This is a genomic window from Streptomyces sp. NPDC032091 (assembly GCF_055580265.1).
In genome coordinates, this window is sequence record NZ_JBVILR010000002.1 from 525,610 (window position 1) to 552,168 (window position 26,559).

The following is a 26,559-nucleotide window of genomic DNA, read 5'->3' on the forward strand; positions in this document are numbered from 1 at the left end:
CCGAAGCTGCTCCGTCCCCGGCGCCGAGCCGGCACGGAGCATAGGCGCGGGAGTGGCCTGACTCCGCTGGAGGAATGCCGTGTGCCGTCTTTCGGCTGAAGTGCCCCGCAACGCACGCACGCCACCTTCTGTTCTGGACGCACCGACGGTCTCAGCCGACAGAGCCACCACGACCCCGACGGCACCTGCCTCGGCTACTTCAGGTGCCGTCACCCTCATGGCTGGCGGTGGCGGGCGGGTCGGGCGGGGGCGTGGTCGACTGTGCGGGTGCGCGGTGCGGCGCGGGTCGTAAGGGCGGGCCTGGAGGCGGTCATGGCTGAGGGCGGATCGTACGCGCGGATCGCGGTGGTCACCGGGGCTGCTCGCGGTGTGGGAGCGGCGGTGGCACGCCGGCTGGCCCTGCGGGGCATGCGGCTGGCACTGCTGGGCCGGGAGTTTGACTCGCTGCGCCAGGTCGCGGCCGGGCTGCCGACCGAGGCGCACTGCTTCGAGGTCGACGTCACCGACGAGGCGGCGCTCCAGGGCGCGGCCCGCTGCGTCGGCGCACGGATGGGGGCCGCCTCGGTGGTGATCGCCAACGCGGGGATCGCCGCCGCGGGCCCGTTCGCCACGTGCGAGGCATCGCTGTTCGACCGGGTGGTCGAGGTCAACCTGATCGGGAGCGCGAACACCGCCCGCGTCTTCCTGCCCCAACTCACCTCCACCGGGGGGTACTTTCTTCAGGTGGCATCCACCGCCGCGTTCGGTTCGGCGCCGCTGATGAGCGCCTATTGCGCGTCGAAGGCGGGCGTGGAGTCGTTCGCCCAGGCCCTGCGTACCGAGGTGCGTCCGGCGGGCGTGGGGGTCGGCATCGCGTACCTGCACTGGACCGGCACCGACATGATCGCGGCCCTCGACGACCACCCGGTGCTGCGGGCCCTGCGTTCCCATCAGCCCGCGCCCGCCCGCCGCGTGCACAGTCCCGAGCGGGTCGCCGGATGGCTGGTGCGCGGGGTGGAACGGCGCGCGGTCAGCGTCTACGCCCCACCGTGGCTGCGTCTGGTACAACCCCTACGTCCGGTGCTGCCGATGGTGGTGTCGGCGGTGGCACGGCGGTCGTTGTCGGCGCTGCCGTCCGAGGAGCTGGAGCGGACCACCGGGGTGCTCGGCGCGGGCGGTGCCGCCGACCTGCGGGCGCGCGGCGCGGCGCTGCCGGTTCGGCCGGTGGCTCCGCCCCAGACCTGACCGGCACGGGGCGCGTCCGCGCCTGGGGCCGGGCCGTCGAACAGGACTACCTCGCACAGGCCGCGGTGTACACCACCGCCGGACCACCCCCTTCAGCCTCCTGCTCGGCCAGTTCGATCTGCCGTCTCCCGGCAGGCCTCGACCCGCCGCTCCGCTGCTCACTCCGGCCGATGTCGTTGTCACCGAGGAGGTGCTGGAGCGGCAAGGGCTGAAGGTCTCAGGGGCCGACGTTTCGTACACGTTCGTACACGCCGCCGTGAGGGTGCCGCAGCACCGCCCGGTGGCCGTTCGGCGTGGGTTGCGCCGACATCACCACGGTGGCACCACCTGCAATGCCTTCTTCGACGGCGGCGGCCAGATCTGAATCCGCCAGAGTGGCACCCACCTCGGCAACCCTGCGCACTGCCTCGTCCGGACCGCAGAACAGGTCGTCACCGGCATGGCGGAGTACCTCGTCCGCCCGGGTCTGTGGTCAACACCGTTGGCCTCTCCCAGTCGTTGTTCTGAGCCCGGCATGGCCGGAGTCGGACGGCGCCAGCCACGCCGGGTCTCCCCGCCGTCAGCCATCGCCACGGCTCTGCCAGGCGGCGCGCTGGCGCAGCGAGATCCGGTTGCCGTCGGGGTCCACTGCCTCAATGCGGACCCCGTACCCGTAGTCCTCCGGTTCGGGCTGGTCGAACGTGACCCCGCGGTCCCGGAGAACCTCAAAGTCTGCGCGCAGGTCGTCCGACTCAAGGAAGACAGGGCCGGGGGTGGCGCCGGGCTGAAGCTCGGCCGGTTGCGCGCCGGCCGTGGGGTGTGGCCAGAGGATGATTTCGAGCGGGCTGCCGGGGACGCTTATGGTGAGGAAGCGTCCGTCAGGCCCCGGATAGTCGACGCGCTTCTCCAGGCCGAGCTGGTCGGTGTAGAACCTCAGCGCGCGCTCCTGATCGGTGACATAGAGCGTCACGTACATGATGTTCGTCAGCATGGTGCTCCTCCAGCGGTTACCTGAGCCCCCTCGGGCCCGTCATCCCACATGACGGAGCGGATTCAGGGAAGGTAACAAGATGTTCGAGACTGGCGCGGCGGACCCGGTGGCCCAGGCGTTCGAAGTCCAGCGCGACCGGCTGCGTGCGGTCGCCCACCGCGTGCTCGGATCGCATGCCGACGCCGAGGACGTCGTCCAGGAAGCCTGGCTGCGGCTCTCCCGCCAGGACACGACCACGATCGAAAACCTCGCTGGCTGGCTTACCACCGTGGTCGGCCGGATCAGCCTTGACGTCCTCAGGTCGCGCCAGGCCCGCCCCGAGGCATCCCTGGACGACCGTCTGCCCGATCTCGCGGTGACGCTCGACGACGCTCCTGCCCCGGACGACGACGCGGTGCTCGCCGACTTGGTCGGACTCGCGCTCCTCGTCGTGCTCGAATCGCTTCGGCCCAGCGAGCGGCTGGCGTTCGTGCTGCACGACCTGTTCGCGGTGCCCTTCGACGAGATCGGCAGCATCCTCGGCAAATCCACGGACGCAGCAAAGATGCTGGCCAGCCGAGCCCGCAGAAAGGTCCAGGCAACCGAGCAGCCTGCCAGCGCACACCGGGAGCGGCGCCACGTGGTTTCCGCCTTCCTGGCGGCCGCCCGCCGTGGAGACTTCGAGGGTCTGCTACGCATGCTCGACCCCGAGGTGCGGCTCGCCGTCGACACTCCAGGCGGCTTGGTTGTCACCCTCGGCGCCACCAAGGTCGCCGCCGGCGCGCGGCTGGCCGCCAGCGCGGCCACGCTGGGCCGGGCAGCCCTCGTGGGCGGCCTTCCCGGAGTTGTCTCCTGGCACGCGGACGGGACCCCCCTCTCCGTCCTCGCGTTCACTGTCACAGACGGCCGTATCACCGCCATCGGCGTCGTGGTCGACCCGGCCAAGCTCGCGCGGATGAACCTTCCGGACCCGGCGTGAGCAGCTGTGTCACGCTGCCCCCGTGACGCTTGACCAGGGCGCCGCCCGCCTCCGACGGGCGGAAACGGGCCCGGAGGCGGCCGGCCGTGGCGTTTGCCGCTGGTCGACCGTGTCCTGCTGGTGTCGGTCTACTACCGCACCAACCTCACGATGCGGCAGCTCGCCCCGCTCTTCGGGATCTCTTCGGCCACCGTCTGCCGGGTCATCCAGCGGCTGGGGCCGCTGCTCGCACTGGAGCCGGCCCCGCGGCCGGGACGACGGTGCTCGCTGACGGCGCCTACCTGGGCACCGGGCTGATCGTCCCGCACCGCAGAAGGGCCGGACGGCCCCTCCTCCGCGGGCAGGAGGAGGACAACGCCGAACACCGACGCGCTCGGGCCCGCGTCGAGCACACCTTCGCCCGCATGAAAAAGCGTGTATCGGAAATGAATCGTGCGCATAGAGTGTCGGCATGTCACTGGGTCACATAGTCCTCCCGTCCGGCCGTTCGATCCGGCTCACCGAGCTGCGGATGTCTTCGACCTACGGCGGGATGCTGGAGGGCTACCCGTGCAAGCGCATCAACGATCTGAAGGTCAGTTGGCTCCAGCGGCAGGCCGAACGCGCGTTTCCCTCCACGCCGGTCCATCTCGTTGCGCCCTCCCGTGAGTACCCGGAGGAGACCGCTGGCGCCTTCGGTCCCGTTGAGGTGCTGCCTTCCGTGGCTTGCATCGGTGTCTTCGGCTCCACGGCGCTCGACCCAGCGATGGACGGTTCGACCCTCGTCGTCGCCTGGTTCCAGTCGGCACCGGAGGTACCAGCCGGTGAGGATGCTGACCTTGCGCTTCGCAGCATTCGCTGGGAGGAGCTGGCCCAGGACTACGAGCTGTAGAGACGTGTACTGATCGCAACCACTCGTTGATGGCCGCGAAGAGGACCGTGGCTTCAAAGCGGACCGCGAGCTTGTCGTAGCGGGTGGCCACTGCCCGGTGACGCTTGAGGCGGTTGATGCCGCACTCGACCGGGACCTGGTCGACGATCTCGGTGCCGAACTCCCGGCGCCCCCGCGATCTCGTCCGTCCGCGGGGTGCCGATTGCCGGCAGCGGGCCTCGACCCGGGAGGACCCGCTCGATGCGCCGTGTAACGCCCGCCGGTTTCACCGGCACGGCCAGGCGCCCGCCGGCCGGGCAGCTTCTCCGACGAACTGCTGGGGTCGATACGGCCGTGTGTGACGTCTCGCCCGTCGAACGGGCGGACTCAGGCGATGTGGCGCAGAAGACTGACGCGAAGCTCGCCGTCGAGGAGGTCGTCCATCCGGGCTGCGAAGTCCTGGAGGTGGGCGGTCTGGAGGTTCGCGGCGTGGTCGGCGCGGCTGCGCCAGATCTCGTACAAGCAGAACGAGGCGGGGTCGTCCACGTCCACGTGCAGGTCGTAGGTGACGCAGCCCGGCTCGCGCGACGTGGGCGCCACGAGCGCTGTGAGTGCCTGGTGCAGAGCCTGCTCCTTGCCGGGCTTGGCCCGCAGCTGAGCCACGACTGACAATGCGTCAGATTCGATGTTCGTCATCAGGGTGGGTGTTCCTGTTCATGGCGCGGTGACCCGTTGCCACCAGCTGCACAAGACGACGCTAGGGGCAAGTAGTCCGGCTATACAGTCCTCTTTCATGGACAATGACCGAACCAATCGGGCCAGCGGCCTCCTCATCGAACTGTCCGAGGACGGTGGGTCGCTGTACGAGCGCTTGACGAGTGGGATCAGGACCGCCATCGCGGAGGGCCGCCTGGGACCGGGTCACCTGCTCCCCCCGAGCCGCGCGCTGGCCGCCGAACTCGGCTGCTCCCGATGGGTCGTCAACGAGGCCTACACCCAGCTCGCCGCCGAGGGCCAACTGCAGACGCGGCAGGGCTCCGGCACGCGCGTCACGGCCCATCCCACCAGGCCCAACCCGGACCGGGCACCGACGACCCGGCGGGCCCCTTCCGCTCTGCCGGTGGTGGCCGACCTCCGGCCGGGCACACCGGACGTGGCCGCATTCCCTGCACCGGCGTGGACCCGGTCCCTGCACCACGTCCTCGCCGGCGCCGACTGGGAACCATCGGTCTTTCCGCAGGCAGCGGGGGCGCAGCGGTTGCGGGAGGTCGTTGCCGCCCATCTGAGCCGGGTACGCGGACTGGCGGTCGAGGCTGACGAGGTACTCATCACCTGCGGTACCTCCCACGGAGTGTCGCTCGTCGCGCGGGTCCTGGCCGCACGCGGGGTCCCGCACCTGGCTGTCGAGGACCCCGGCTGGCCCCGTCTGCACCGGGTCGCGGCCGCCGCCGGCCTGCCCACCGTGCCGGTCGCCGTGGACGCCGAGGGCCTCGACGTCGAGGCGCTGACTCGAACAGATGTCCGGGCGGTGCTGTGTGCACCGGCCCATCAGTTCCCCACCGGCGCGGCCCTGTCCCCCGCACGCCGGAGGGCTTTGCTCGCCTGGGCCGTGCAGCGCTCCTCCGTCATCGTCGAAGACGACTACGACGCCGAGTTCCGCTACGACCGCAGACCCGTCGGCGCGCTGGCCGGCCTCGACCGCAACCTCGTCGTCTACCTGGGCTCGGTCAGCAAGACCCTGCATCCCGGACTGCGTCTGGGCTGGATGGTCCCACCGCCGGCGCTGCGCCAACCGCTGCTCGACGCCCTCGACACCGCAGCCGCCGGCCCCAGCACCCTGGACCAGCTCACCTTCGCCAGGCTCGCCGGCACCGGCGGCTACGACAAGCACCTACGCCGCGTGCGCAAGACGTACAGGGCCCGCCGCGACGCCCTCGTGACCGCGCTGGGCAGCCATGCCGTAATCCGCGACTGCGGCCCGGTCCGCGGCATCGCCGCCGGCCTGCACCTGTTGGTCCCCCTGCCCCCCGGACTCGAGGACCACATGATCGTCGAACACCTCGCAGACCGCGGCATCGCCACCGCCGCCCTCTCCGGATACACCACCCGACGCCAACCGCCGGCCCTGGTCATCGGCTACGGCCGACTCGCCCCGAGCCGCGCGCAGTGGGCAGCCGAACAGATCGCGGAGGTCCTCCTCGACCAGCCACCGACTTCGGCGCTCGGGGGTGACCGGCTAGCAGTGCTTTGTTAGCTGGTCTTGTCACGCCGGGTGTGCGGTAGTTCGCTGGCTGTATGAGGGCTGGGGACTTGCGGCGGTGCGGGGCCGGTTGGAGGAGATCGCGTCCGAGGTGTTCGCACCGTTGGTGCGTCGGGACCAGCGTGAGAAGGGCGCCTTGTACATGCGAGGGCTGCTGCTGAACGGCCGTCGCAAGTCGATGCAGCCGATGGCCGAGCGCCTCGGTGTCGATCACCAGCAGTTGCAGCAGCGGGCGGTGCAGCCGCAGGTGTGGGTGGTGGATGACACCGGCTTCCCCAGAGACGGCCGTTCCTCGGCCGGGGTGGCCCGGCAGTACTCCGGCACCTTGGACAAGGGCGGCAACTGCCAGATCGGGGTCAGTGTCCACGCCGCCTCGGACACTGCCTCGTGTCCGCTGTCCTGGCGCCTGTTCCAGCCCGAGTCCTGGGACGGTCCGGACGCGGCCGACCGCCGGAAGGCCTGCCGGATCCCCGAGGGCGAGCATCACCAGCCGAAATGGCGGCTCGCGCTGGACATGCCTGACGAGCTCGCCGGCATCGGGCTTCGGCCCGGTGCCCTGGTCGCGGACGCGGGTTACGGCGTGCACGCGGACTTCCGCCACGGTCTGGAAGACCCGCGGTCTGGGCTACGTCCTGCAGGTGAGAGGCGAGATGACCGCCCATGGTGAGGACGCCGAACCGCACCAGCCTGCCTACGGCGGTCTGGGGCCTCGGCCGCTTCCGCGCTACCGCACCCGGCCGGTCTGCCCGCGTGAGCACGTGCTGGCCGCCGGACGTGCACACGGACGGGCGCTGGTCTGGCGCCAGGGCTCGAAAGCGGCCCTGAGCTGGCACTTCGTGCTCCTGCGGATCCGGCTCAAGCCTTGTGCGACGTCGGCACTTGGCACGATGATCTACGAGCGCCGCTCGCTCCTGATCCGAACGGAATAGAACATACGTGAGATCCCCCCGCCGACCCCTCGCTCTCGCTGCCACGGCCCTTTCCTGCGGCCTGCTGATCAGTGGATGCAGCCTTCTGGACGGGAGCTTGGCGTGGGACACGATGCCGCTGACCGACAGTCGGGTCGTGGGGACCTGGAACGGTACCAACTGCCCGGCGACCTTGACGATCAACGCGGACCACTCCGCGCGGGTCACCGGCCTTCCCGTCGACAGCGACGGTTCGAAGGTGACCAAGACCGTGGACGGCGACGGCTCCTGGAAGCTCGGTCCCGCTGGGGGCGATACCGTCCCGCATCGACTGTCGCTGACCCTGGGTTTGGACGGCTACGAAGTCGAGTCGGGCAAGGACGGCAGTACCACCGTCCTGTTCGTCACGGTTGGTGACCCCGACGACGGTGTGGCCTGTCGTTACCTCCGCTCAAGCTCGAAATGATCCGTCGTCACGCTGCCCGTTTGAAGTCGTCGCGGTGGTTGGCCAGGATCTCGTCGATCACTCCCGTCGTGCAGGGCTGGATGTGCATCCCGAACAGCGAGTTCAGGTTCCCGATCGGTCGTCTGGGCGGGTTGAGGCCGGTGGGGAGTTCTCGCCGATGCGTGGTGGTCGGTCCGGTCGCCGGCCCGCCGGGGGGGTGGGGGCGTGATGCGGCCCCCGACCCGGGGGAGTGGGTCGGGGGCCGCCGCACCGTGTACCGGATGTGTGTCCGCGGTCAGTGGCGGAAGGTGTCCTTGGTCTTTTCCTTGGCCTGACGGGCGTCACCCTTGGTCTGTTCGGTGCGGCCTTCGGCGGTCATCCGCTCGTTGCCGGTCATGCGGCCGAGGGCTTCCTTCGTCTTGCCCTTGGCCTGCTCGGCAGTGGCCTTGGTCTTCTCGGTGCCCGACATGGGGACCTCCTCGTGTTGTACCGGATCGGTCGTGACCGCTCTCCTGCTCACATCCGCGACAGGCAAACCTGGGTCATCTGTCGTGCCGCGTCGGTGGGGCTGGGGCCGGGCAGGCCGAGGGCCGAAAGTCCGTACGGTTCTGGGCCGGGAGGGGTCTGGGCGGCCATGGTCAGCCAAGCGGCGCAGGCCTCGGGTCCGGGCCACGGGGGCGAGCCGCTCCACCTCCTGACCGACCCGCAGCTTCCGGGCCGCAACCAGTCAAGGGGCCCAGCCGCGTACTCTGAGCGGTACGGTTTTGTCCTCCGGATCCTGGCCGCCGGAGTAGGCGGCTGCGGCCGGCCCCGCGGTGCGCCCGGTCGTCTCGACGCGTCAGTTTTCGTGCTACGCACGGATCGCTACGCCAGGTGTTCACTTGGCGGGCAGGAGGCGTAGCGTCGTGATCCCAGCATGGGGCGGAGTGATCTCACGAATGCCGGTCAAGCCGGGCCGGCGGGGTGGCGCGCCGCAGATGATCGACGTCTTCAGGCGGCGGGGTCTGAGCGTCGGCGGCAGGCCCATTCGGGGTGAGCACGGTCGCGGGAGCGGGGGGTTCGTCGGCGGGTTGCTGTGTGGTGGAGCGGGTGGGCGTTCGGGGCGGGCTGGGGACGGGCCGGGCGCCTGGGCGCGTGCATGTCGAGTTGGCCGGCGGCCGGCCGGCCTCGCTGGTGTGGTGAGACGCGGCCGTGGCCGGGGGATAGGGCGCAACGTCGTCCGCAGCGACCGACGGAACGCCCCCGGCGCCGTACCTGCACGCTCGACGAGCTTGATCTCACGGCCGGTCGGGGCAAGAGTTGCCCTTCATGATCAGTCAGCTCGTGACGCTCGCCGGCGTCCTCATCGGCGCCCTGACCTCCTTCCTGGCGACGACCATGGCCGAGCGCACCCGCCACCAACGGGCCATGGCGACACGGTGGGATGAGCGCAAACTCACCACCTACATCGAGTACGCGGCATGCGTGAAGGAGATATCCAGCACCGCCAAACGAGCTCGGCTGGCCGCGGAAGGCACCGACGAACGACGTGAACACCTCGCCGCTATGGAGGCCGCCGAACTGAGACGGAGCGTCCTCTTCGAAACCCTTGCCCTCCTTGCCTCACCCGCCGCGATCGACGCCGCCCACCAGGTGAACCTCGTCCTGTGGCGGGAGCTGGGCACAGCCCGCGACCCGGGAGCGGCGGACGCCGAAAGCGGGCGCAGGCTCATCGAACTGATCAACCGCTACCACGAACAAGCCCGCGCCGACCTCGGCGTCCCCCAGCCCACCTGACACACGGCGGCATCAGCCGGGCTACGGCACGGGGCCGGCTTACGTGTCGCCGGAGGCCGCCGACAGTTCTGGAACGTCCCGGTTCCCGACGCGGCGCCGGCAAGGGCCGGCGCCGCGTCGAGCAGCATGAGCCGCTTCGACAGCGGGGGAGCGGAAGCGGGCACCGGCCGGAAGGGGGCCGGCCGATGGGCAGTCCCGGCTCCGGTCTGCGGCTCTACTGCTTCACGGCTTCCATGGGCTGAGCCTGTCCGGTGGTGCCGAGCTGGTAGAAGTCGCTCCACCCCTGTTCGTAGTAGTTCAGGTCCTGGACGGCCACGTCGGCCAGGGACAGGGCCGCGAGTACCCGGCGGTGTTCTTCAACATGTCTCTTCCCCCCGTCGAGTTGATCACTGATCGGCTGTCCTCGGTGGAACGATGGTGCGCTGGGCGCGTGAAGTCGGACGAGGCGGAGGCGGCGGCCCAGCTGCCAATGCCGGTGACGGCTTCACGGTCGGGCGCCTGGTTCGCGCCGGCCTCCTCGTCTCCCTCGGCGGGGACAGGCCCATGGCGGGAGTCTCTCGGAAACGCCTCGCGGAACTCTCACAGCTGGTGTTTATGAGGTTGCAGCCCTTGGAGGAGTAGTTCGATCAACCGTCGAGGGTCGTAGAGGGGGTCGCTGTCGTGCCCGATGCAGAGATTGCCGATGCCGCGCATGAGTTCGTAGGGCTGTATGCCGGGCCTGATCTCGTCGGCCTCGACGGCGGCATCGAGCAGATGGGCGCAGACGGGCATCAGCCGGTCGAGGAAGTGGGTGTGCAGCGTGGCGAAGCGGTCGCTGTCGGACTGGAGAGCGTCGGCGAGTCCGTGCTTGGTGACCAGGAAGTCGGTGAAGAGGCCGACCCACTGGCGCAGCGCGTCGAACGGGGAGGCGGCATCGGCCAGCAGTTTCGGGCCGGCTTCGGCGCAGGCCTCGATCTGATGGTGATAGACGGCGGTGACCAAGTCCGCCCGGGTGGGGAAGTGTCGGTAGAGCGTCCCCAGCCCGACACCCGCCCGAGCTGCGATCTGGCGGATCGGTGCGTCGATCCCCGAGGTCGCGAACACCTCCGCTGCGGCGTCGAGCAGCGTCTGCTGGTTGCGTACCGCGTCTGCTCGCTTGCTCCGAGCGGACGCTCCCTCGGCCGGGCCTGCTGCGGGCACCACACTCTCCTTCCGGCGGCCGTTGACGAAACGGATCAGCGTTCCATATGTTAATCGGAACAGCGATCCGCTTTCAGATTAGCTGACTGCGGGCACTCCGCCATGCCCGCCGCCGCCGTACACGGCCAGGCGGCGGGGGTCCTCGAAGGGCATGCTCCTCATGAGTGCACCTGCTTACACAGCCCACACCCTCCAGTCGCCCACCCCCGTCCTCTCCGTCAGCCCGGTGGTGCTGCCGGCCCCCGGCCGAGCCATGGACCTCCAGGTGCGTGTCTCCGCTCCGGTGACCGGGAGCGAGCTGCCGGTCATCCTCCTCTCCCACGGCCTCGGCTTCTCCAATAATCTCTCCTCGCTGAACGGCTACGCCCCGCTCGCCAACTTCTGGGCCGCACGGGGCTTCGTCGTGATCCAGCCCACCCACCTGGACTCCAGGGCGCTGAGCCTGGACCCCGAAACCTCCGCCGCCGCCGCACAGTGGCGCACCCGGGCGGAGGACATGACGCGCGTCCTCGACCAGCTCGACGCCATCGAGGAAGCCGTTCCGCAGCTCGCCGGACGTCTCGACCGGAGCCGGATCGCCGTCACCGGGCACTCCATGGGCGGGCACACCGCGAGCCTGCTGCTCGGCGCCCGCCTCACCGATCCCCACGACGGAACCGCAGTGGACCTGTCCGATGCGCGGATCAAGGCGGGCGTGCTGCTCGCCGCGCCCGGCCGGGGCGGCGACGCCCTCACCGGGTTCACCGTCGAGAACTACCCCTTCTTCCTGACCACCGACTTCTCCACGATGACCACCCCCGCACTCGTGGTCGCCGGCGACAAGGACGACTCCGCCTTCCTGACGGTCAGCGGCCCGGACTGGCACACCGACCCGTACACCCTCGCCCCGGGCCCCAAGTCCTTGCTCACCCTGTTCGGCGCGGAGCACGGGCTCGGCGGGGTCTCCGGATATGACGTCGCCGAGACCACCGACGAGAACCCCGAGCGGGTCGCCGCCCTAGCCCACCTCGCCTGGGCCTACCTGCGCAGCGCGTTCCACCCCGAGGACCCCGCCTGGCAGACGGCGCGCGCCGCGCTGACGGCCGACTCCGACCCCGTCGGACGCGTCGAATCCAAGTAGGCCGGGAAGGCCGCCCAGTCGGGCCGGGGCTCACCGGCCGGCCGGCCTCTCGGATGGAGGGCCGGCCGGCTGCTGATGCTCCTATTGATCGTCAAGCCCTGTCGGCAGAATGAGGCGCCGTAGGGTGGCAGGGTGCGGTACTTGGCGGAGTCGTTTATTCTCGGGGCCCTGCGGGCTTGCGGCAGTGTGGGATGACGAGTCCGGTTCCCGGGTAGCCGCCGTCGGCGATCGTGAGGGTTTTGCCGACCACGACGACCCGGCGGGTGTCGGCGTCGATGACGACCTGGTGGTTGGTGGAATACCGATAGTTCTTCGACCGCTCGGCGATGGTGTGGTCACGGGTGGGGACCAGGGTGCCGTCCACGATGAGCACGGCGTCCCTGGCGAACCGCTTGCGCGGCTGGAGCGCAAACATCGGCCCCAGGTGGTCGATGATCCGGTCCGCCGCCGACTTCGACACACCGAACGGCGGCGCGAGCTGCCGCATGGTCAGGTTCGTGCGCCAGTACGCCACGACCAGCAGAGCCCGGTCCTCCAACGGAAGGCTTCACGGCCGTCCCTGCGGACCGCGTCCGCACCCTCGCGCCGCAGAACCGTCACCAGCTTCCCGAAGACTCGCGGGCTGAGCCCGGTGAACGGGGCTATCCAGGACGGGTCCGACGCCGTGATCACACCAGCCACCCCGCGATCATTCCAGTTGCCGACGCCCCTCGTTCTGGCCGATCTTGTCCACTTCGCAAACGAGGAGGCCACGTGGGCTTGATCCTGTTTCCTGCGGACGGAGACAACAGCAGTCCGGACGTCACATGGTCCTGCATCCGCTTCAACGACTTCCGGGAACGGCTCGCACGGGCCGAGGGGTTCAGCCTCCCGGAGATGTCGGGCTTTGGGGGCGACCGGCCGTGGAGCGACACCTCTACCACCCTGGAGCCACTCCTCGATCACCCTGATGTCGGTGGTGACGCCCTCTCTGCTACCGACTGCGCTGCGATGCTGCCCCGCCTGCGAGCGATCACCGGCGAATGGCAGGAGGAGCCCAATGAACCACTCCTCCAGCGTCTCATCCAGGACGCTCAGCAGCTGGCGGTCGTCCTACGTTTCTGCGTAGACAAGGATGTCGAACTCATCTTCGGTTGACGTTGGGGAGTGGCCAGACAGTCGACACCTCACTCCGGCCGCAGTTACGGGACAGTCCTTAGGCTATGTCCGTCGTTGAGTCGCTTCAGTCGCTGATGGGGAGCTAGATGCCCGCTGAACTGCGGCTTTATCGCAGCGACTCAGGGCAGTCCACCCCAAGTCGCTCAGTCGTTGGGCTCCGCCTGGCGAAGTGGTGCACGCCGCCGGGGCCCGTCAAAAGGGGCTCCGGCCAGCGAGCCGGCCGACCATGCCCACGGACGCTCCCGCGGCGGACTGACCACGAAGATCCACCTCCCCGCCGACAGTCGCTGCCGGCCGCTGGCGTTCCGCATCACGCCTGGCCAGGCCTGTGACGCACCCGCATTCGAGCAGGTCATGGCCCGCTTACGGGTTCGCTGGCGGTTCGGCCGTCCCAGGACCACGCCGGACGTGGTCCTGGCCGACAAGGTCTCCTCGTCCCGGGCGATCCGCCGCCACCTGCGACGACGCGGCATCCGGGCGGTGATCCCGCAGCCCGCCGACCAGGCCGCCAACCGCAAGCGGCACCGGGGTGGTCGCCCGCCGACCTTCGACCGAGAGGTTTACAAACAGCGCAACACCGTCGAGCGCTGCATCAACAAGCTAAAGCAGTGGCGCGGCCTGGCCACTCGCTAGAGGACCCAACCGTCGCCGGAAACACAGAAAGGCCCTGCTCCCCAGTGATCACGGGGGAGCAGGCCTTCGACTGTCAGGCCGCCATCGCGGGTGCGCGTGGTCAGGGTGGGGGACGCCCGACGACGGAGTGAGGCGGGTGCAGGGTGCCGTCGTCCTCGCTGGTTGCAATCTCGTTGAGGTTGGTGGTGGTCACGCGCTCACCCTCGCGACGGCGGCAGGGAGGAGCCCGGTGACGTCGGCGTCGTGCAGGTCGGTGTAGCTGTCATGGTCGCTGACGTCGAGCGCGGCGTTCTGCGCGGTGACGGCGTAGCCGGGGGTCACGGTGGCGGCGCGGCCGGCCAACGCGGTGTTGAGGCGGTCGGCGTCGCGGGACGCGTGCCAGGTCTGGGCGTAGGGCCCCAGGCTCAGCAAGGTGTAGCCGGTGCCGTCGGGGCGGCGGGCTTGGACGTGGACGCCGTAGTGGGCGGTGGCCATGCCGAGGTCGTCGGGGAGGGGGAGGTTCGCGGCGGCGTGGGTGAGCATCGCGCAGGCCGGCTGCCAGGCTCCGAGGATCGCGGTCGTTTCGCAGCGCAGGCAGCCGCGGTCGGTGTAGCCGAGCTGGTGGCCGTGGAGGTAGGCCGCGGCGTGACCGGTGTCGGGGTGGACCAGGGCGACGGCGATCACTTCGGTGCCGTGGTCGTCGCCGGGCCGGGGGTGGGCCCGCTCGATATGCGGGCCGATGCGCACGGCGACGTCCTGGCCACTGCCGGGCGTCCACGGCTCCGGGGAGCGTACGGCGGCAAGCATCGCGCGGAACTGGTCGACGACGGCCTGGTCCTCGGGGGCGAGGGCGCCGGAGCCTGGCAGCAGCGGCGGAAGCGTCGGATCATCGTCCCGTCTCCAGCTCGGCCCGGACGGTGGGCGTCTTGAGGACGCGCAGCAGGCGGACGGGCAGGTGCTCGACTATGATCTCGCGGCCGCGATGGCGAAGTTCGCGGGCAAGGAGTCCGGTGAGACCGGATGCCCTTTTCCGGACTAAGAGCTCGTCCTTGGCTGTAGTTCGCGCAGGGCCCATGCGGCTTCGAGGTTTCGCTCTCCTTTGCGGTGCCAGGCGGCGATGTCTTCATTTGTGGTCGCGCAGGAAGGTAGGGATCTCGTCGCGGGTCGGGTAGTTCGGCAGGGGGGCCGGCTTGTCCCGGAGGAACGCGGTGATGACGGCGACAGCCCGGTCGTTGTTGTCGAGGCCGTTCCACATGTGGTGTCCGACTCCGGGCATGTACTGCGTGCGCTGGATGGCGGGGTCGTTGGCAAGCGCGGCGGTCGCCCATTGACGGATCTGGGAGGAGCACTCGGCGATCATCAGCATCGCGGGGGTCCGGGAGCGCCTCAGTTGCGGGGCGATGGAGGGTGAGTCCTTGACCGTCTGCTGGATGCGGAGGCTGGCGGCGGGGCTGAAGGAGAAGTTCTGTGCGGTGTCCTCGGTGGGGATGCGGTGCGCGTCGCGCGCACAGTAGGCGGATGCGGTGTCGCTGCCGAGATCCGCGGCGGTGAAGGCGTTGTCGCCTTCGGCCTGCCCGATCAGTCCGGTGTCGGGGGTGAGGAGTCCCAGTCGCATGAGGCCGAATGCCACGGCGTACCGGGGGACGTGCGTCGATCGCGGTCCGGTCGGTTCCGGCGCGAGGCCCCGTGCGGATGCTCGGCCCTTGTGCCCGATGATGTGTGCGGTGGGGCCGTCCATGGGCCCGGGCTCGGCGATGATCGCCCGGTGCACGCGCGCGGCGACGCCAGGGTCGGCCAGGGCTCGGGTGAGCACGACTCCACCTGAGGAGAATCCGAGGATGTCGACCTCGCCCTTGTCCAAGCGGTCGACGAAGGCGGCGAGGTCACGGACGGACCTGGAGATCGTGTACTGGTCCATGGAGAGCAGGTCGCTTCGTCCGCCACCGGCCTGTTCGTAGGCGTAGACGTCGTAGCCTTGGCGTGCCAGGAGTCGCAGAAACCCATGGTCTTGCACCGAGATGCCGCGGACGGGTCCTCCGTTGAGGTACACGAACGGGACGGGATGCCGGGTGCCGGGGCTCGCAGGCGGGTAGTGGTACACAGCTACCCGGCTGCCCGTGGCCAGGCTCCAGTGCTGCGCGGCCACGAAGGGCAGGGCGGGCGGGTACCGCCGGGCCGTCGGCACGGTCGGGATGCAGACCGTCGCCGTCAACGCCGCCGCGACGATCACCGGCAGGAACGGCACGAGCCTCGCCGGCCAGGTGCGGTGCCGGCCCCGCCACAGCACGAGGACAGTCCCGGCCCCGACGGTCGTCAACCACGCGCCGAGCCCCGAACCTGCCCCGTCCGTGAGGGCGATCAGTGCGAGAAAGACGACGACCAGCGCCACGACGGCGGCCAGGGCCAGCAGTAAGCGTCCGGTGAAGCGGACGAGGCGTATGGCGGACGTGGGCACAGCGGACCTCCGACAGTTTCAGAACACCGTTTCAAAACGACGTTATCAAAGAAGGTAGGCTGCTGACCGTGGGTAGGCCCAGAACGAACGACGAGGCCGTCAAAGAGCGGCTTGTGGAGTGCGCGACCGAGATGCTCGCCACCCGTCCGCGAGAGTCGGTCACGGTCCGCGCCGTGGCCGCTGCCGCCGAGGCGTCGACGACCGCGGTGTACTCCTTGTTCGGTGGCAAAGACGGGCTGATCGGTGCGGTCCGCGACAGAGCCGTAGCCGGCCTGTTCCAGGACGTGTCGGCGGTGCAGACGTCCGCGGACCCTCTCGCCGACCTCTACGCGCTGGCCGTCGCCTACCGTCGTTGGGGGTGCGGACACAGCCACCTGTACACGGTGCTCTTCGGTGGTGTGCAGTCCTTCGATCCGTCGGGAGAGGTCGGTGTCAGTGACCCGATCCGTCCGCTCCTCTCGGCAATCGATCGTGCCGTGACGGCGTCCGTCCTCGCTGGCGACGCAACGGCGATCGCCCTGTCGATCTGGGCAACCCTGCACGGGCTTGTGACCCTCGAACTGGCCGGGGCTCTCGACGCCAGCACGGCCGAAGCCGCATTCCGCTCGTCGATTCACGCCACGCTGCGCGGATGGACGACCGCGGAGGTGTTCCGCGGCCTTCGCCAGGCCGAACTCGCCCACTGAGAGGATCAGGGCCGGTTATCCGCGCCCTCCCGGTCCCTGCAGGGGTGAGGCGCATGGTCGGTGAAGACCGGCATGCCAAGGTCGACCAACTGCGGCCGGCCATCGGTTGGAGATCGCTTGAGGCTGTTGAGCTTGGTCATCGCAGCGTCGAAGCTGACCTGGAGTCCATCGACCTCGCCGAGCCAGCCGTTGGCGCGGGCCTCGGTGATGCGCTCGCGGAGGTTCCGGATGATCTCGATGAGGCGTGGCCTCTGGCGGGGATCCATCTGCAGAGCGGGGCAGCGGAACAACCTCATCGCGCATATCGCCGAAGCCGAGCGCGAGGGCTGGCTCGGCGAGGTTGAGGATCTGCAAGCCAGTCTGGCGGGCGCCAACGACAAGCTCGCCCAGATCGACGCACTCATCAGCAGGCGGTCGACCGCCGTCGAACTCGGCATGCCAGGTTTCGGCCAGTCCACAAGAAGCGCCGAAGCCAGCATCGTGATCGAAGTCAACGGCGGTCGAAGATCAAAACGGAACCGACAGTCCAGCGTCGCGCAACTGGGCCAGAGCAACAGACATGCACTGCTGGACAGTCCTGCCGTCAGCTCGCATGCCATGCTCCAACGGGCCGCCACTGGCAGCGAACGTCCATGCTGGCGCGTTGTCAGCCAGCCTCTCCGCGTCCATCCTGATCATGGCGTTCACACCCTGCTCGCCCAGCCACTCCAGTATCAAGAGCGTCACGTCCTCGACGCCACGGTCCTCATCGGTCTTTGGCCAGCGGCCTCGGTTCCCAGTCATCGCCCCGACTCTATCGAGGTCCTGGAGGCCGTCGAGAGGCCTCAACCGGCAAGTTCAGAGAACAAATCTGCGTCCGGAGTCATCGGAAACTCCGGCACCGGCGAGTCCCACCTGCTGATCGCCCTCGGCACCGAGGCGGCGATGGCCGGCTTCAGGGTTGAAGTACGTCCTGGCGACGAAGCTGGTCAACGAGCTCGTTGAAGCCGCCGACGAGAAGCAGCTGACCAGACCATCGCCCGCTACGGCCGCGTCGACCTGCTCTGCATCGACGAGCTCGGCTACATGGAACTCGACCGCCGCGGCGCCGAACTCCTCTTCCAGGTCCTCACCGAACGCGAGGAGAAGAACAGCGTCGCCATCGCTTCCAACGAGTCCTTCTCGGGCTGGACCAAGACCTTCACCGACCCCCGCCTCTGCGCGGCTATCGTCGACCGCCTCACCTTCGGCGGCAATATCATCGAAACCGGCACCGACTCCTACCGCCTGGCCACCATCCGAGCCCGAGCGGAACAGCAGAGCGTCAGCTGACGAAAAGCATTGGCGCCACCTTCCCTGGTGCGGTGAACGGTCGCCGGGGCAGCAACAACGGGCCTGTGGTCAGGCGGGACGGCAGGCCTCACACATGTGGTTGTCGATCGCGGCCATCAAGTCCTGGCCCGCTGCCTGCACGTCGGGATCCCTGTCACGGGCCAGCCTGTCTGCCAGGCCTCTGCCGTCGAGCACGGCCTGGTGGGCCGCGCATTGAACGTCGAGCCGAGCAGGATTGGCCTGGTCGAGGATCGTCATGAGCAGCTGGATCACACCGGAGCGGCCGGCGACAGAATCAGTCACCGCGAGGTCCCACAGGAACGGAACCGCCTCGGCAGTCGCGTCGAAGACGGACAGCTCACCAAGCCACAGCCCAAGATCACTCAACGCCGAAGCGCTGGTCAGTGCATCGCCCCACGCCACCCGTGACAGCCGACCCGGGACCTCTTCCGCCGATCCATACGCGTGCGTCAGCTCCTGCCACCGAACGCGACCCATGCCCTTGAGTATCGTCCCCACCGCGCACCCCAGTTCTCATTCTGCCCGCGACGCCAGGTCCCCCATTTCACCTCACGGAGCACATCAACCACGAGCTTGACTCTGAGGCGTTCCCAGAACTCGCCAGTGTGATGGTATGGCCGGACTTTGCCGTTGACCTGCTGGGAGGCCACTGTGGTGCCCGTATATCCGTCCCTGACCCATGCCCTGGCCGAGGGCTTGGTCGGTGCCCTGTGGTTCATAGAGGGCAGCGAAGACGATCAGATGGATCCGGACGATGCCGTGAAGGTGCTGGAAGGAGCCGCCCATCTGTTCAGCCAACTGTCGGGTGACCAGCGGCAGGAGCTGATCGACTTGCTCAGGGAGATGGCTGAAGCGGAGTCCGACCCGGCCCGACGGGAGTTCCTGGAAGGGTTTCCGGCAGGATTCGGGCTTGTCGAGGACGCGTCCTGAGTCGGTTTCAGGAGTAGAGCAGGACGAGCTTCCGTAGCAGTTCGAACCCCGCTCGGCCGAACGTCTGACGTTTCAGCATCTTGATCCGGTTGACGTGGCCTTCGACGACTCCGGAGTTCCAAGGCTGTGAGAGGCCGGCGACGACGGCGTCCAGGTCGCGTTCGAGGTGGCGGGCGAACGACTGGAGGGCGGGAAGATTGGCGGTGCTGGCGGCTACGATCCATTCAGGCAGCCGGTGACCTTCCAGCTGAGTGAGCATGCGGGCGAAGGAACGCACGTGTGCGGCCAGGACATCAAGTCCGGGGCACGCGGCCAGGACAGTCTTGAGCTGGATTCGATCTGGTTCCCGCAGAGCGTCGGGGCGGGTGAGGATCCACCGGGTGATGGTGCGTGCCGTCGGCGGCCGCGGGCCGATGGGCTGGGGACTGCCCCGCAGCACGGAGCGAATGTAGTCGCGGACGCTGGCGTAACCATGCGAGTAGCCCTGTTCCTTCATCTCCTGCCACAGCTGCCCGGCGTTGGTGCAGCCGTCTTGCCGGCGGTTATGGAGAGAGGGCTGTAAGGGTTCAGGGCGGTCCGGCGGTTCTGCCAATGTCCGGTGAACAGAGCCTCAGGTGGGGCCGCGCCAGCGAACCGTAGGACGGTGCTGTGACCCATGCCGAGTTGCCGGGCGACGGACCGTTTACTGTGCCCAGCGGCCAGGAGCGCGTGGACGGTCTCGTGCTTGGCGCGGGTGCGCTCGGCGAACCGGTGACCCGTAGGCCATGGCTGCGAAGGTAAATCAGGCGTCGCTTCTGGCTCGTCCGGCTCCGCTGGCTGGACCAGTGCGGGCCGCAGGCAGCCTCGGTGCCCGTAGATACATTTCTCAGCGGCCTGACCGAGGTTGTGCCACAGATTTGCCTCAGGATCCGGCAGCGAGGTGATCAGCCGCAGGAGGGTGTTGCGGCTGACCGGTGCCCCAAAGACATGGGCCATCCGGGCGCCAGCACGGCCAGCCAATGCAAGGCCGACGGACGCGAGGGCCGAGCGCAGCCGTTCGGTTCGCCTTCCGTACCGGCGGGTGAGGCCAGGTATTTGCTCGACAAAGGTCCGCCGAGGGCAGGCAGTCTCCGTGCAGGAGAACCGGCGGACCCTCAAGCACAACACCACATGCTGACCAGCGGTCGGAAGACAGAACGCTCCGCCCATCGTGGGCCGGACCTCCACCCGAACACCTGCATTCGCGGCCTCGACCGCCACCACGTGGACGCCCTCAACTGATGCGAGCAGCATTTCTTCGAGCGTTGTCCGTACTTCGTTCACGCCGAAGCACTCTTGGCCAGCCCCACTGACCGCAGGCGATTTCCGGGCGACATCGCACGGCATCCAGCGAAGATCGACAGTCACACTGCGTACGTGCCCACAGAAAGTGGACCAGAGCCGGCGCTCTCACCTACGCAGCCACGGCTGCCCGTTTCACCATGGGGCGCTGCGATACGGCCTCGCCTTCTCGTGGCTGGGGGCCTTGGTCAGCCGGGTGGCCGCCGGGACCAGGGCCGAAACCGGATGCGCGCGTACAGGCGCAGGCAGCGGCCGGCCTCCCAAGGGGTAGAGCAGCAGGCGCGGGATGAGCACGCCGACGAGGGGTCGTGAGCGGGAAAACGAGCGCGGCGGCGAGCGCGGCGACTGGCGGCGTCCAAGTCCGGCCCGCAGTCCTGCCACGGCGAGGTCGGGATCCGTGTCCACGGTCAGGTTGGGGGCCGGTCGCCTCGGACGTGCCGACGTCGCCGTACCTCGACCGGGACAAGGCCGAGAGGCAGGCGAGCTCCGAGCAAGCCCCTGATCTACATGCGCGGCCGCTCCCTCCGGGACGGCCCGGCCCTTGGCCCTGTGGAGCGGAGCGGATGCTGTGACCGGAACGCGCTACGTTCCCGTGGCGTGGCTCAGGATGAACTCGCGTACAAGCGCCGCTGTGGTGTGGCGGGCCTCGAAGGTGATGCCGTGCCGGATGTGTGGCAGGACTTCCAGGCGCGCACCCGGAATCCGCGCCGCTGTGAGCTCGGCGACCGCAGGGCGGATGAGCGGGTCGTCTGCGCCGTGGAGGACCAGCGTGGGGGCTGTGATCTCGGTCAGGCGGGCGGTGCAGTCATAACCCCGCACCGCTGCGGCGCGCCGAGCGCCGGCGTCCGCGGGGCGGTCGCGCAGGGCGCGGCCGAGGGCGGCAACCAGCTCCGGGTCGGCCGTTTGGCCCTCGGGGGTGAGGACCAAGTCCAGCATGAACTGCCGCTGCTCGCCGGGCTCCAGGGCTGCGATCCGATCGGTGAGGTCCTCGGTCAGGGACAGGTCCGGGGTCGTCCCCGCAAGGGTGAGCGAGGCGATCCGTCCCGGGTGGCGGAGCGCCAGCTGCAGGCCGATCATTCCGCCGAACGAGACGCCCAGCAGATGGACGCGCTCATGACCCAGCGCATTGACAAGACCGGCGCAGTCGTCGGCCAGACGAGCCAGATCGTAGGGTTCGGGCCCGTTGCGTGTGTCGCCGGTGTCACGCTGGTCGTAACAGATCGCCCGGATGCCGTCACCCAGCAGGGGGCGGAAGGTGTCGAACTGGCCGCGGTGCCCCTCGCCCCCGTGCAGGAGAACCAGCGGTTCGCCCTCGCCGGAGGCGACGTAGGCGGTCTCGACCCCGTCCACCATCACTCGCTCATACGTATTCGCATTCATGCCCGCATTCTTCCGGTTGCCGCTGACGTCACTGCGCACGATCCGTTCAGATCCCGACAGGGAGCCCCCACCTCACCACCACCGCACCGCTTCCGGCCGCGCGCCGGTCGTCCACCAACGGTCGGCGAGGAGACGCCCCTTCGGGCGCAAGGAGCAGCGCGACGACCAGAGCCGCCCCGCCAGAGCTGCGCTGCCGCAACGCAGCGCCAGGCGCAGCGCATCGATGAAGGCGGCGTCGACGGCGTCACGGACGGGAGATGATGTGCTGGCCGTGGTGGCGTGCGCGGTCGTAGGTGAAGGTGGCGCGACCGTCCGGGGCCCACGTGAGTTCGTAGACGCCGGGGCGACGCGTACGCCCTTGACGCGGAAGTCCGGGCGGAAATGGTCGGTGCGCAGGTCGTCGACGAAGGGGGATGGCATGACGGAAGCGGTGATGCTGCTTCCGGACCCCGGCATCGAGATCAGCCGCCTCTGGCCTTTCTCACGCCCCGGGAATTTGCCAGGCTGTTCTGGTCGTCGGCGGGGGAGCAGGGGATGAGCAGCGGACGCGGTAGTGGACGGATCCCTGCGAAGGCGGGCCGCGGGAAGAGCGCCGGGAAGGGGCGCGGCAACGGGCGAACTACCGTGATGTCACCCCGGCTGGTGACGCTCCTGAGCGTAACGACCGCGATCGCCACCCCGTGCGCCCTGGTCGGCCTGGCGGTTCTCGCGAGCAATCCGGACTACGGCCTGCTCTGCGGGATCACGGGTTTCGTCGTGCTCGTCGCTGGCCTCGGCGTGGTGGCTGGGCTGCGGCCTACCTGGTGGGTGATCGGTCCGGCCCTCGCGTTGGAGATCGTCCTGCTGGTTGCGTCCAGGCCTGCGATCCGGGCCGAGGTGATGGTTCTGCGCGGAGTGCGTACCCCGGTGGTGGTGACCGCCGCCCACAGCTCCAAGGACAAGGCTGGACACGTCAGTTGGAAGTGCGACCTACGCCGCACGGACGGCCTGCCTCTGCAGCACGCCGCCCTTGAGGGGTATGAAGGCTGCTCCGGCCCTTCCGAGGTCGGCCGGTTTCAAGATGTCCTGGTGGATCCGGCCGGCTGGGTGCCTCCGCAAGCGCCGCACGTGGACCGCGTGGCCCTCAACGAGGAGATCGCCATGATCGGCGCGGCAGCGGTGCTCTTCGCAGGACTGGCCGTCACCGCCGGCCAGCTCAACCTGCGGGCCACCAACCGCCGAGTTCGGTGAACGGGCATGAGATCAGACCGGCCACACCCGAGCGCCCCGGAGGCGGGGGCAAGGCTCCGACCGCGTCGCGAGAGACGACCGGTCGGCCGCGCGGCCCCTGGTAGTGCGTGTGCCGCCGTTCGACTGCGGCGCGGTGGCCCCGGTGAGCTGGTGCCAAGAGCACGGAGCCGACGCCAACCCGGTGATGGAGTAGCACCCCGGCGCCGGCCTCCGCTGCACCACCCTCGCCCAAGACCGCCGCGCTGAGGCGGAGGCCGGGCGCGTCGGCTGACCGCCCCCCCGGGTCAGGGGCCGTTTACCACAGGGAGGGGACACCGGTTCGTGCGCCAGCACAGACCACAGCGGGCGTGCGGGAAGGCGCAGTGATCTGTCACGTGTCGTACGCGCCGTTCCACGGGGCCGAGAAGCCCAACCGATCCGGATGGAGCTCAGCCCAGTCGTGCTCGCCGTCCTCGTCCTCGGCATGGCACTCCGTGATGAGGCCGAAGACCACGCCATCAACGGTGAGCTGGAACGGCTGGATCGCGATGTCGCCGTACTCACGCTCGGGGAGGCCGGCGAGGACGTCGGCCAGCCGGGTTTCCGCGCGGGCAACCACGGAACGCTCGTCATGCGGACGCTTCATCTGTTCTGCCCAAGTGCCGGCGCACCAGATGTCGGACTCCTGGTGATGCCCGTCGTGGTCGAACTTGTGCAGTACGACGAAGAGCCGCTTCTGCTCCTCCCAGCCGTCCCCCATCGCGAACCCATCTGGGAGTGCATAAGTGACCGAAGCCAGAAACTGGCCGTCGCGGAACCGGCCGATGGTGTTCGTCCGACAGTCCGGCTCATGGGCGATAGGGATGGTCTCAGGGACAGCCATGCCCGCACCCTAGACAGCAGGTGAGCCTCACCTTTCACTGGGTCCGAAATCGGAATCAGGCGCCGGCACGCGAATGTCGCGCGCCGCCAACATTCAGATGAGGTACCGATCACGGGCGGTCCCTTCGAAGGCTGTACGGGAACAGTCCGTGCCGTCGACCCCATCCGCGGGCGCGTACAACTGACCGTGGAAATCGCCTGGGCACGCGGATCGAACTTGGTCCGGGTCTCCCCCGGTTCGCCAGATGTGCCGGCGGCCAGGACCTGATCCTGTGGCCAGGGTCGCTGCGGCACGGAGGCCGGGATCGTGGAACTGGTCGGGCAAAAGGTTCAACGAGGCGCGCTGACGGTTGTGACCGAGTTCCGCACCGAGCTGTACTCGCCCCTGTTCTCCCGGAGCGACGCACTGTTCGAGCTGTGCGACGCTTTGCTGTGTACCGACGGGCCCGTCCCCATCCTCGTGGACCTGCTCTCGCTCCCGAGCACCGACGCGGCCGCAGTGCCCGGTACTGCGGGCTGAACCGGGGCCGGATCGGCGTGTCCCGGCTGAGGTGGGCCCTGGGCGCTGCCCCGGGCTGTCGATGGTCGCCTGGTGTTGGCGGTGGACGTCTCCCCGTGGCTGCGGCCGGACGCCGACACGTCCTCGGACCGCTCGTTCTGTCACACCTTCGGCCGCGGTCTGGGCAAGCACCAGATGGTGCCCGGCTGGCCGTACTCGACCGTCGCCGCGCCGGAGACGGGCCGGACCTCGTGAACCGCGTTGCTCGACGCGATCCGGCTGGAGCCCCGCACGGACCCGGCCGCCGTCACCGCCGGCCGGGTCCGCGAGGTCATCGAACGTCTCATCGGGGCCGGCCAGTGGCGGGCCGATGACCCGGACATCCTGGACCGCGATCCTGGACGCGGTCCGGCTCGGCCCGGTCGACGACGCGACCGCGATCGCCGCCGACCAGCTCCGAGGCATAGTGGAGCGGCTCATCGCCGCGGGGCAGTGGCAGGCCGGGCCCCGCACACACCTTGGGCCTCGACAGCTGCCCCCGGCGCCGCGGACCGCCGACGAGGGCAGCCCGCTGCAGGACTTGCTCGCTTACGAGGGTTGCCGACTGCTCCCGGCGGAGGGCAGGTTGTGCCATGGGTGTCCGCAGGAGTTCTTGCAGTAGGCCTGTCTGCGACGGGTGTCGGCGACGGCGAATACCGAGACGAGGACACGGAACGCTGTGACGTGTTCGTCGGCGGGGAGGCCGAAGAACCCGTAGCGAGGTGGGTCCATGCAGATCATCACTGAGGGGTTGGCGGTGGGTTTCACCCCGGACCGCGCCACGCCCACGCGTCCGTCCGCGGCCGTGATGTGCGCTTGCATCGCGTAGCCGCCGACCTGTCGCAGTACTTCCCGCCGGCTTGCCGGAGGGAGGCCGGAGAACCAGACCACCCCGTTGTCCAGCGTTCGGAGCTCCTGGGCGATCTCGTTGACGACCAGCTCGGTCTGGGCGTGGCCGTCCGCACTGTTCGGCGCGGTCATCCCGTGATCATTCCATGCTGTCGGGTCAGGACGGGGGCCGGTATCCGGCGACGCCAGCACGGTGGCGGGTGGCCGTCATGAACATCGTTAGCGTGGGTGCGGCGGGTGCGCGGCGACAACCGGGTGCAGGCGCTCGACGACGTGGACGTCGACTTCGAGGCGGGCCCCTTCACCGCCATCACGGGCCCCCCGGGTTCGGGCAAGTCGACGCTGCTGCAGTGCGCGGCGGGCCTCTGCCTCTGGCCGGCGACCTGCCCTCACCGCTCAAACGCCGCCTGGGCGAGGCCATCGTCAACTACGAGCGCACCCGGAGGTGTTGTCACGACGGGCCACCGGCGTCGGCGTCCCGCCCCCGTCCTGTGGCCCACACGGTGGCCGGCGCCGGCACTTCGAGGCACTCAGCGCCCCGGCGGCCGACCGGCGGCAACTGAACCAGCGCACGCACAGTGCGTACGCTGCATGCGTCCGGCCCGCCCCTTTCGAGGAGAGTTCGCCCGATGACTGACAACCCTCTCGTGCCTGGCCCGCGCCGCGACATGGCGATGCACAACGACTGGTGGGCTTCGGGCTGGGAGCACGTGCTGCCCCGCCAGGGCTTCCCGCTGACCATGCTGATCGGAACAGCCAGCCAGCCCGGCTTCACCGGCTCCCTGGACTACCTCCTGCGGGAGATCTTCGACGGCCGCTGGGCCATGATCGGCGGCGACCTCGACGGCGCGCTCACCTTCTCCTGGCCGGATGAGGAGTGGGACTACGAGGAGGCGCCCGAGGGACGCGAAGCACACGAGGCGAGCCGCTGGGAGAAGTTCGGGGCCATGCTCACGGCCGCCGGCCACCCAGTGCCCCGGACCGTGCGGGACCTGTCCGAGCTCTACCTGACATGGGGCCTGGCCGGCCGCGAGGAGACGCCGGACGGCACCCGATGGTCCATGCCCGCCGCGCTGCCGCTTCCCGGCGACCTGCTGCCCCTGGACCCCGAACTCACCGAGCGCCTCGACGGTATCCGTTGGACGCTGCGCACCGGCCCGCTCCTCGACGCCCTGGTCAACCACCTGGCCGACGACCTGGGTGAACCGGAAGAGACCCTCACCTCTCTTGACCGGCTGGCGGCAGCCACGGGCCAGGACATCGACGACGTCCGGCTCGCTCTCGCGGAGCTCGTGAAATCCGGCGACGCCCGTGTCCAGCGGGGTGAGGAGCCGGCCGACGCGGAGCGTCTGGAGGCCCACCGCCGCTTCCGCCTGGTCATGGACTGGGAGCACCTCCACGAGAACCGCATCCACGTCATCCGCGGATGACCGAGGCCGCGCACGACACCGCAGGGGACCAAGTGTCGACGAACGCCGGTGCGGGCGTAGTCCGGACCGGCATCCGGACGCCTCGGCA

The 26,559-nt window shown here is 69.3% G+C and carries 24 protein-coding genes and 7 pseudogenes; 18 read left to right on the forward strand and 13 right to left on the reverse strand.

The window, feature by feature from the left end; all coding sequences use genetic code 11:
• The first annotated feature begins 312 nt into the window (after window positions 1-312).
• A complete protein-coding gene (locus ACZ5NJ_RS05465) occupies window positions 313-1,224 on the forward strand; it encodes a short-chain dehydrogenase/reductase (RefSeq protein WP_468763017.1) in 912 nt (303 codons plus the stop codon).
• Window positions 1,225-1,783: 559 nt separating this feature from the next.
• Here the strand turns inward: ACZ5NJ_RS05465 and ACZ5NJ_RS05470 are convergent.
• Window positions 1,784-2,194 carry a VOC family protein gene (locus tag ACZ5NJ_RS05470; protein ID WP_468763019.1) on the reverse strand — a complete coding sequence of 137 codons (411 nt, stop codon included), beginning with the start codon at window positions 2,192-2,194 and terminating at the stop codon, window positions 1,784-1,786.
• Between the two features lie 79 nt (window positions 2,195-2,273).
• On the opposite strand from ACZ5NJ_RS05470, the gene ACZ5NJ_RS05475 reads away from it, so the two are divergent.
• The 3 genes and pseudogenes from ACZ5NJ_RS05475 (at window position 2,274) to ACZ5NJ_RS05485 (ending at window position 4,023) form a co-directional block, all read left to right on the forward strand.
• Entirely contained in the window at window positions 2,274-3,152 is an 879-nt protein-coding gene (locus ACZ5NJ_RS05475) for a sigma-70 family RNA polymerase sigma factor (protein ID WP_468763021.1), read from the forward strand.
• 78 nt (window positions 3,153-3,230) lie between these two features.
• Window positions 3,231-3,562, forward strand: a pseudogene (locus ACZ5NJ_RS05480) (helix-turn-helix domain-containing protein); the annotation flags it as partial.
• Between the two features lie 41 nt (window positions 3,563-3,603).
• Window positions 3,604-4,023 (forward strand): hypothetical protein, encoded by a 420-nt coding sequence (locus ACZ5NJ_RS05485; protein ID WP_468763023.1) that lies wholly within the window; start codon window positions 3,604-3,606, stop codon window positions 4,021-4,023.
• 16 nt (window positions 4,024-4,039) lie between these two features.
• Here the strand turns inward: ACZ5NJ_RS05485 and ACZ5NJ_RS05490 are convergent.
• Window positions 4,040-4,156, reverse strand: a pseudogene (locus tag ACZ5NJ_RS05490) (IS5 family transposase); the annotation flags it as partial.
• A 233-nt stretch (window positions 4,157-4,389) separates the two neighbouring features.
• Window positions 4,390-4,665 carry a putative quinol monooxygenase gene (locus tag ACZ5NJ_RS05495; RefSeq protein WP_468763169.1) on the reverse strand — a complete coding sequence of 92 codons (276 nt, stop codon included), beginning with the start codon at window positions 4,663-4,665 and terminating at the stop codon, window positions 4,390-4,392.
• A gap of 130 nt (window positions 4,666-4,795) precedes the next feature.
• Between ACZ5NJ_RS05495 and pdxR the strand changes: the two genes are divergently transcribed.
• The 3 genes and pseudogenes from pdxR (at window position 4,796) to ACZ5NJ_RS05510 (ending at window position 7,636) form a co-directional block, all read left to right on the forward strand.
• Window positions 4,796-6,256, forward strand: a complete 1,461-nt coding sequence (pdxR, locus tag ACZ5NJ_RS05500) for a MocR-like pyridoxine biosynthesis transcription factor PdxR (protein ID WP_468763025.1) — start codon at window positions 4,796-4,798, stop codon at window positions 6,254-6,256.
• A 41-nt stretch (window positions 6,257-6,297) separates the two neighbouring features.
• Window positions 6,298-7,119, forward strand: a pseudogene (locus ACZ5NJ_RS05505) (IS701 family transposase); the annotation flags it as partial.
• A gap of 208 nt (window positions 7,120-7,327) precedes the next feature.
• Entirely contained in the window at window positions 7,328-7,636 is a 309-nt protein-coding gene (locus tag ACZ5NJ_RS05510) for a hypothetical protein (protein ID WP_468763027.1), read from the forward strand.
• A 274-nt stretch (window positions 7,637-7,910) separates the two neighbouring features.
• Here the strand turns inward: ACZ5NJ_RS05510 and ACZ5NJ_RS05515 are convergent, their stop codons facing one another.
• Complete coding sequence (locus ACZ5NJ_RS05515) at window positions 7,911-8,084, reverse strand: CsbD family protein (protein WP_468763029.1); 174 nt, start codon at window positions 8,082-8,084, stop codon at window positions 7,911-7,913.
• An 839-nt stretch (window positions 8,085-8,923) separates the two neighbouring features.
• On the opposite strand from ACZ5NJ_RS05515, the gene ACZ5NJ_RS05520 reads away from it, so the two are divergent.
• Entirely contained in the window at window positions 8,924-9,391 is a 468-nt protein-coding gene (locus tag ACZ5NJ_RS05520) for a hypothetical protein (protein ID WP_468763031.1), read from the forward strand.
• Window positions 9,392-9,970: 579 nt separating this feature from the next.
• Here the strand turns inward: ACZ5NJ_RS05520 and ACZ5NJ_RS05525 are convergent.
• Window positions 9,971-10,570 carry a TetR/AcrR family transcriptional regulator gene (locus ACZ5NJ_RS05525; RefSeq protein WP_468763033.1) on the reverse strand — a complete coding sequence of 200 codons (600 nt, stop codon included), beginning with the start codon at window positions 10,568-10,570 and terminating at the stop codon, window positions 9,971-9,973.
• A 160-nt stretch (window positions 10,571-10,730) separates the two neighbouring features.
• Here ACZ5NJ_RS05525 and ACZ5NJ_RS05530 point away from each other — a divergent pair, with 160 nt between their 5' ends.
• Window positions 10,731-11,690 carry an alpha/beta hydrolase family protein gene (locus tag ACZ5NJ_RS05530; protein WP_468763035.1) on the forward strand — a complete coding sequence of 320 codons (960 nt, stop codon included), beginning with the start codon at window positions 10,731-10,733 and terminating at the stop codon, window positions 11,688-11,690.
• A 175-nt stretch (window positions 11,691-11,865) separates the two neighbouring features.
• Here the strand turns inward: ACZ5NJ_RS05530 and ACZ5NJ_RS05535 are convergent.
• Window positions 11,866-12,371 (reverse strand): annotated as a pseudogene (locus ACZ5NJ_RS05535) (transposase family protein); the annotation flags it as partial.
• 72 nt (window positions 12,372-12,443) lie between these two features.
• On the opposite strand from ACZ5NJ_RS05535, the gene ACZ5NJ_RS05540 reads away from it, so the two are divergent.
• Together ACZ5NJ_RS05540 and ACZ5NJ_RS05545 are read left to right on the forward strand one after the other, a co-directional pair.
• Window positions 12,444-12,827 carry a hypothetical protein gene (locus ACZ5NJ_RS05540; RefSeq protein WP_468763037.1) on the forward strand — a complete coding sequence of 128 codons (384 nt, stop codon included), beginning with the start codon at window positions 12,444-12,446 and terminating at the stop codon, window positions 12,825-12,827.
• A gap of 189 nt (window positions 12,828-13,016) precedes the next feature.
• Window positions 13,017-13,478, forward strand: a pseudogene (locus ACZ5NJ_RS05545) (IS5 family transposase); the annotation flags it as partial.
• A gap of 192 nt (window positions 13,479-13,670) precedes the next feature.
• Here ACZ5NJ_RS05545 and ACZ5NJ_RS05550 read toward each other — a convergent pair.
• Both ACZ5NJ_RS05550 and ACZ5NJ_RS05555 read right to left on the reverse strand, forming a co-directional pair.
• Complete coding sequence (locus ACZ5NJ_RS05550; RefSeq protein ID WP_468763039.1) at window positions 13,671-14,267, reverse strand: hypothetical protein; 597 nt, start codon at window positions 14,265-14,267, stop codon at window positions 13,671-13,673.
• A gap of 316 nt (window positions 14,268-14,583) precedes the next feature.
• Window positions 14,584-15,915 carry an alpha/beta fold hydrolase gene (locus tag ACZ5NJ_RS05555; protein WP_468763041.1) on the reverse strand — a complete coding sequence of 444 codons (1,332 nt, stop codon included), beginning with the start codon at window positions 15,913-15,915 and terminating at the stop codon, window positions 14,584-14,586.
• A 68-nt stretch (window positions 15,916-15,983) separates the two neighbouring features.
• On the opposite strand from ACZ5NJ_RS05555, the gene ACZ5NJ_RS05560 reads away from it, so the two are divergent.
• The gene (locus ACZ5NJ_RS05560; protein ID WP_468763043.1) at window positions 15,984-16,601 is read left to right on the forward strand and encodes a TetR/AcrR family transcriptional regulator; all 618 of its coding nucleotides are present in this window, start codon (window positions 15,984-15,986) and stop codon (window positions 16,599-16,601) included.
• 861 nt (window positions 16,602-17,462) lie between these two features.
• Window positions 17,463-17,912: pseudogene (locus ACZ5NJ_RS05565) on the forward strand (ATP-binding protein); the annotation flags it as partial.
• A gap of 69 nt (window positions 17,913-17,981) precedes the next feature.
• Here the strand turns inward: ACZ5NJ_RS05565 and ACZ5NJ_RS05570 are convergent.
• Entirely contained in the window at window positions 17,982-18,431 is a 450-nt protein-coding gene (locus ACZ5NJ_RS05570) for a hypothetical protein (RefSeq protein ID WP_468763045.1), read from the reverse strand.
• Window positions 18,432-18,584: 153 nt separating this feature from the next.
• Here ACZ5NJ_RS05570 and ACZ5NJ_RS05575 point away from each other — a divergent pair, with 153 nt between their 5' ends.
• Window positions 18,585-18,863 carry a hypothetical protein gene (locus ACZ5NJ_RS05575; RefSeq protein WP_468763047.1) on the forward strand — a complete coding sequence of 93 codons (279 nt, stop codon included), beginning with the start codon at window positions 18,585-18,587 and terminating at the stop codon, window positions 18,861-18,863.
• Window positions 18,864-18,870: 7 nt separating this feature from the next.
• On the opposite strand, the gene ACZ5NJ_RS05580 is transcribed toward ACZ5NJ_RS05575, so the two are convergent.
• Complete coding sequence (locus tag ACZ5NJ_RS05580) at window positions 18,871-19,359, reverse strand: ISL3 family transposase (protein ID WP_468763049.1); 489 nt, start codon at window positions 19,357-19,359, stop codon at window positions 18,871-18,873.
• Between the two features lie 1,406 nt (window positions 19,360-20,765).
• Window positions 20,766-21,602, reverse strand: a complete 837-nt coding sequence (locus ACZ5NJ_RS05585; protein ID WP_468763051.1) for an alpha/beta fold hydrolase — start codon at window positions 21,600-21,602, stop codon at window positions 20,766-20,768.
• 495 nt (window positions 21,603-22,097) lie between these two features.
• Here ACZ5NJ_RS05585 and ACZ5NJ_RS05590 point away from each other — a divergent pair, with 495 nt between their 5' ends.
• The gene (locus ACZ5NJ_RS05590) at window positions 22,098-22,793 is read left to right on the forward strand and encodes a hypothetical protein (protein WP_468763053.1); all 696 of its coding nucleotides are present in this window, start codon (window positions 22,098-22,100) and stop codon (window positions 22,791-22,793) included.
• A gap of 370 nt (window positions 22,794-23,163) precedes the next feature.
• Here ACZ5NJ_RS05590 and ACZ5NJ_RS05595 read toward each other — a convergent pair whose 3' ends face one another.
• Complete coding sequence (locus ACZ5NJ_RS05595) at window positions 23,164-23,655, reverse strand: hypothetical protein (RefSeq protein ID WP_468763055.1); 492 nt, start codon at window positions 23,653-23,655, stop codon at window positions 23,164-23,166.
• Window positions 23,656-23,967: 312 nt separating this feature from the next.
• Here ACZ5NJ_RS05595 and ACZ5NJ_RS05600 point away from each other — a divergent pair.
• Window positions 23,968-24,540 (forward strand): annotated as a pseudogene (locus ACZ5NJ_RS05600) (transposase); the annotation flags it as partial.
• Between the two features lie 201 nt (window positions 24,541-24,741).
• Here ACZ5NJ_RS05600 and ACZ5NJ_RS05605 read toward each other — a convergent pair.
• On the reverse strand, window positions 24,742-25,173 hold the full coding sequence (locus ACZ5NJ_RS05605) for a DUF5958 family protein (RefSeq protein ID WP_468763057.1): 432 nt from the start codon (window positions 25,171-25,173) through the stop codon (window positions 24,742-24,744).
• A gap of 141 nt (window positions 25,174-25,314) precedes the next feature.
• On the opposite strand from ACZ5NJ_RS05605, the gene ACZ5NJ_RS05610 reads away from it, so the two are divergent.
• Both ACZ5NJ_RS05610 and ACZ5NJ_RS05615 read left to right on the forward strand, forming a co-directional pair.
• Window positions 25,315-25,674, forward strand: a complete 360-nt coding sequence (locus tag ACZ5NJ_RS05610; RefSeq protein ID WP_468763171.1) for a hypothetical protein — start codon at window positions 25,315-25,317, stop codon at window positions 25,672-25,674.
• The gene (locus ACZ5NJ_RS05615; protein WP_468763059.1) at window positions 25,671-26,471 is read left to right on the forward strand and encodes a DUF6042 family protein; all 801 of its coding nucleotides are present in this window, start codon (window positions 25,671-25,673) and stop codon (window positions 26,469-26,471) included. The genes ACZ5NJ_RS05610 and ACZ5NJ_RS05615 overlap by 4 nt, the downstream gene beginning before the upstream one ends.
• The last annotated feature ends 88 nt before the right edge of the window (window positions 26,472-26,559 follow it).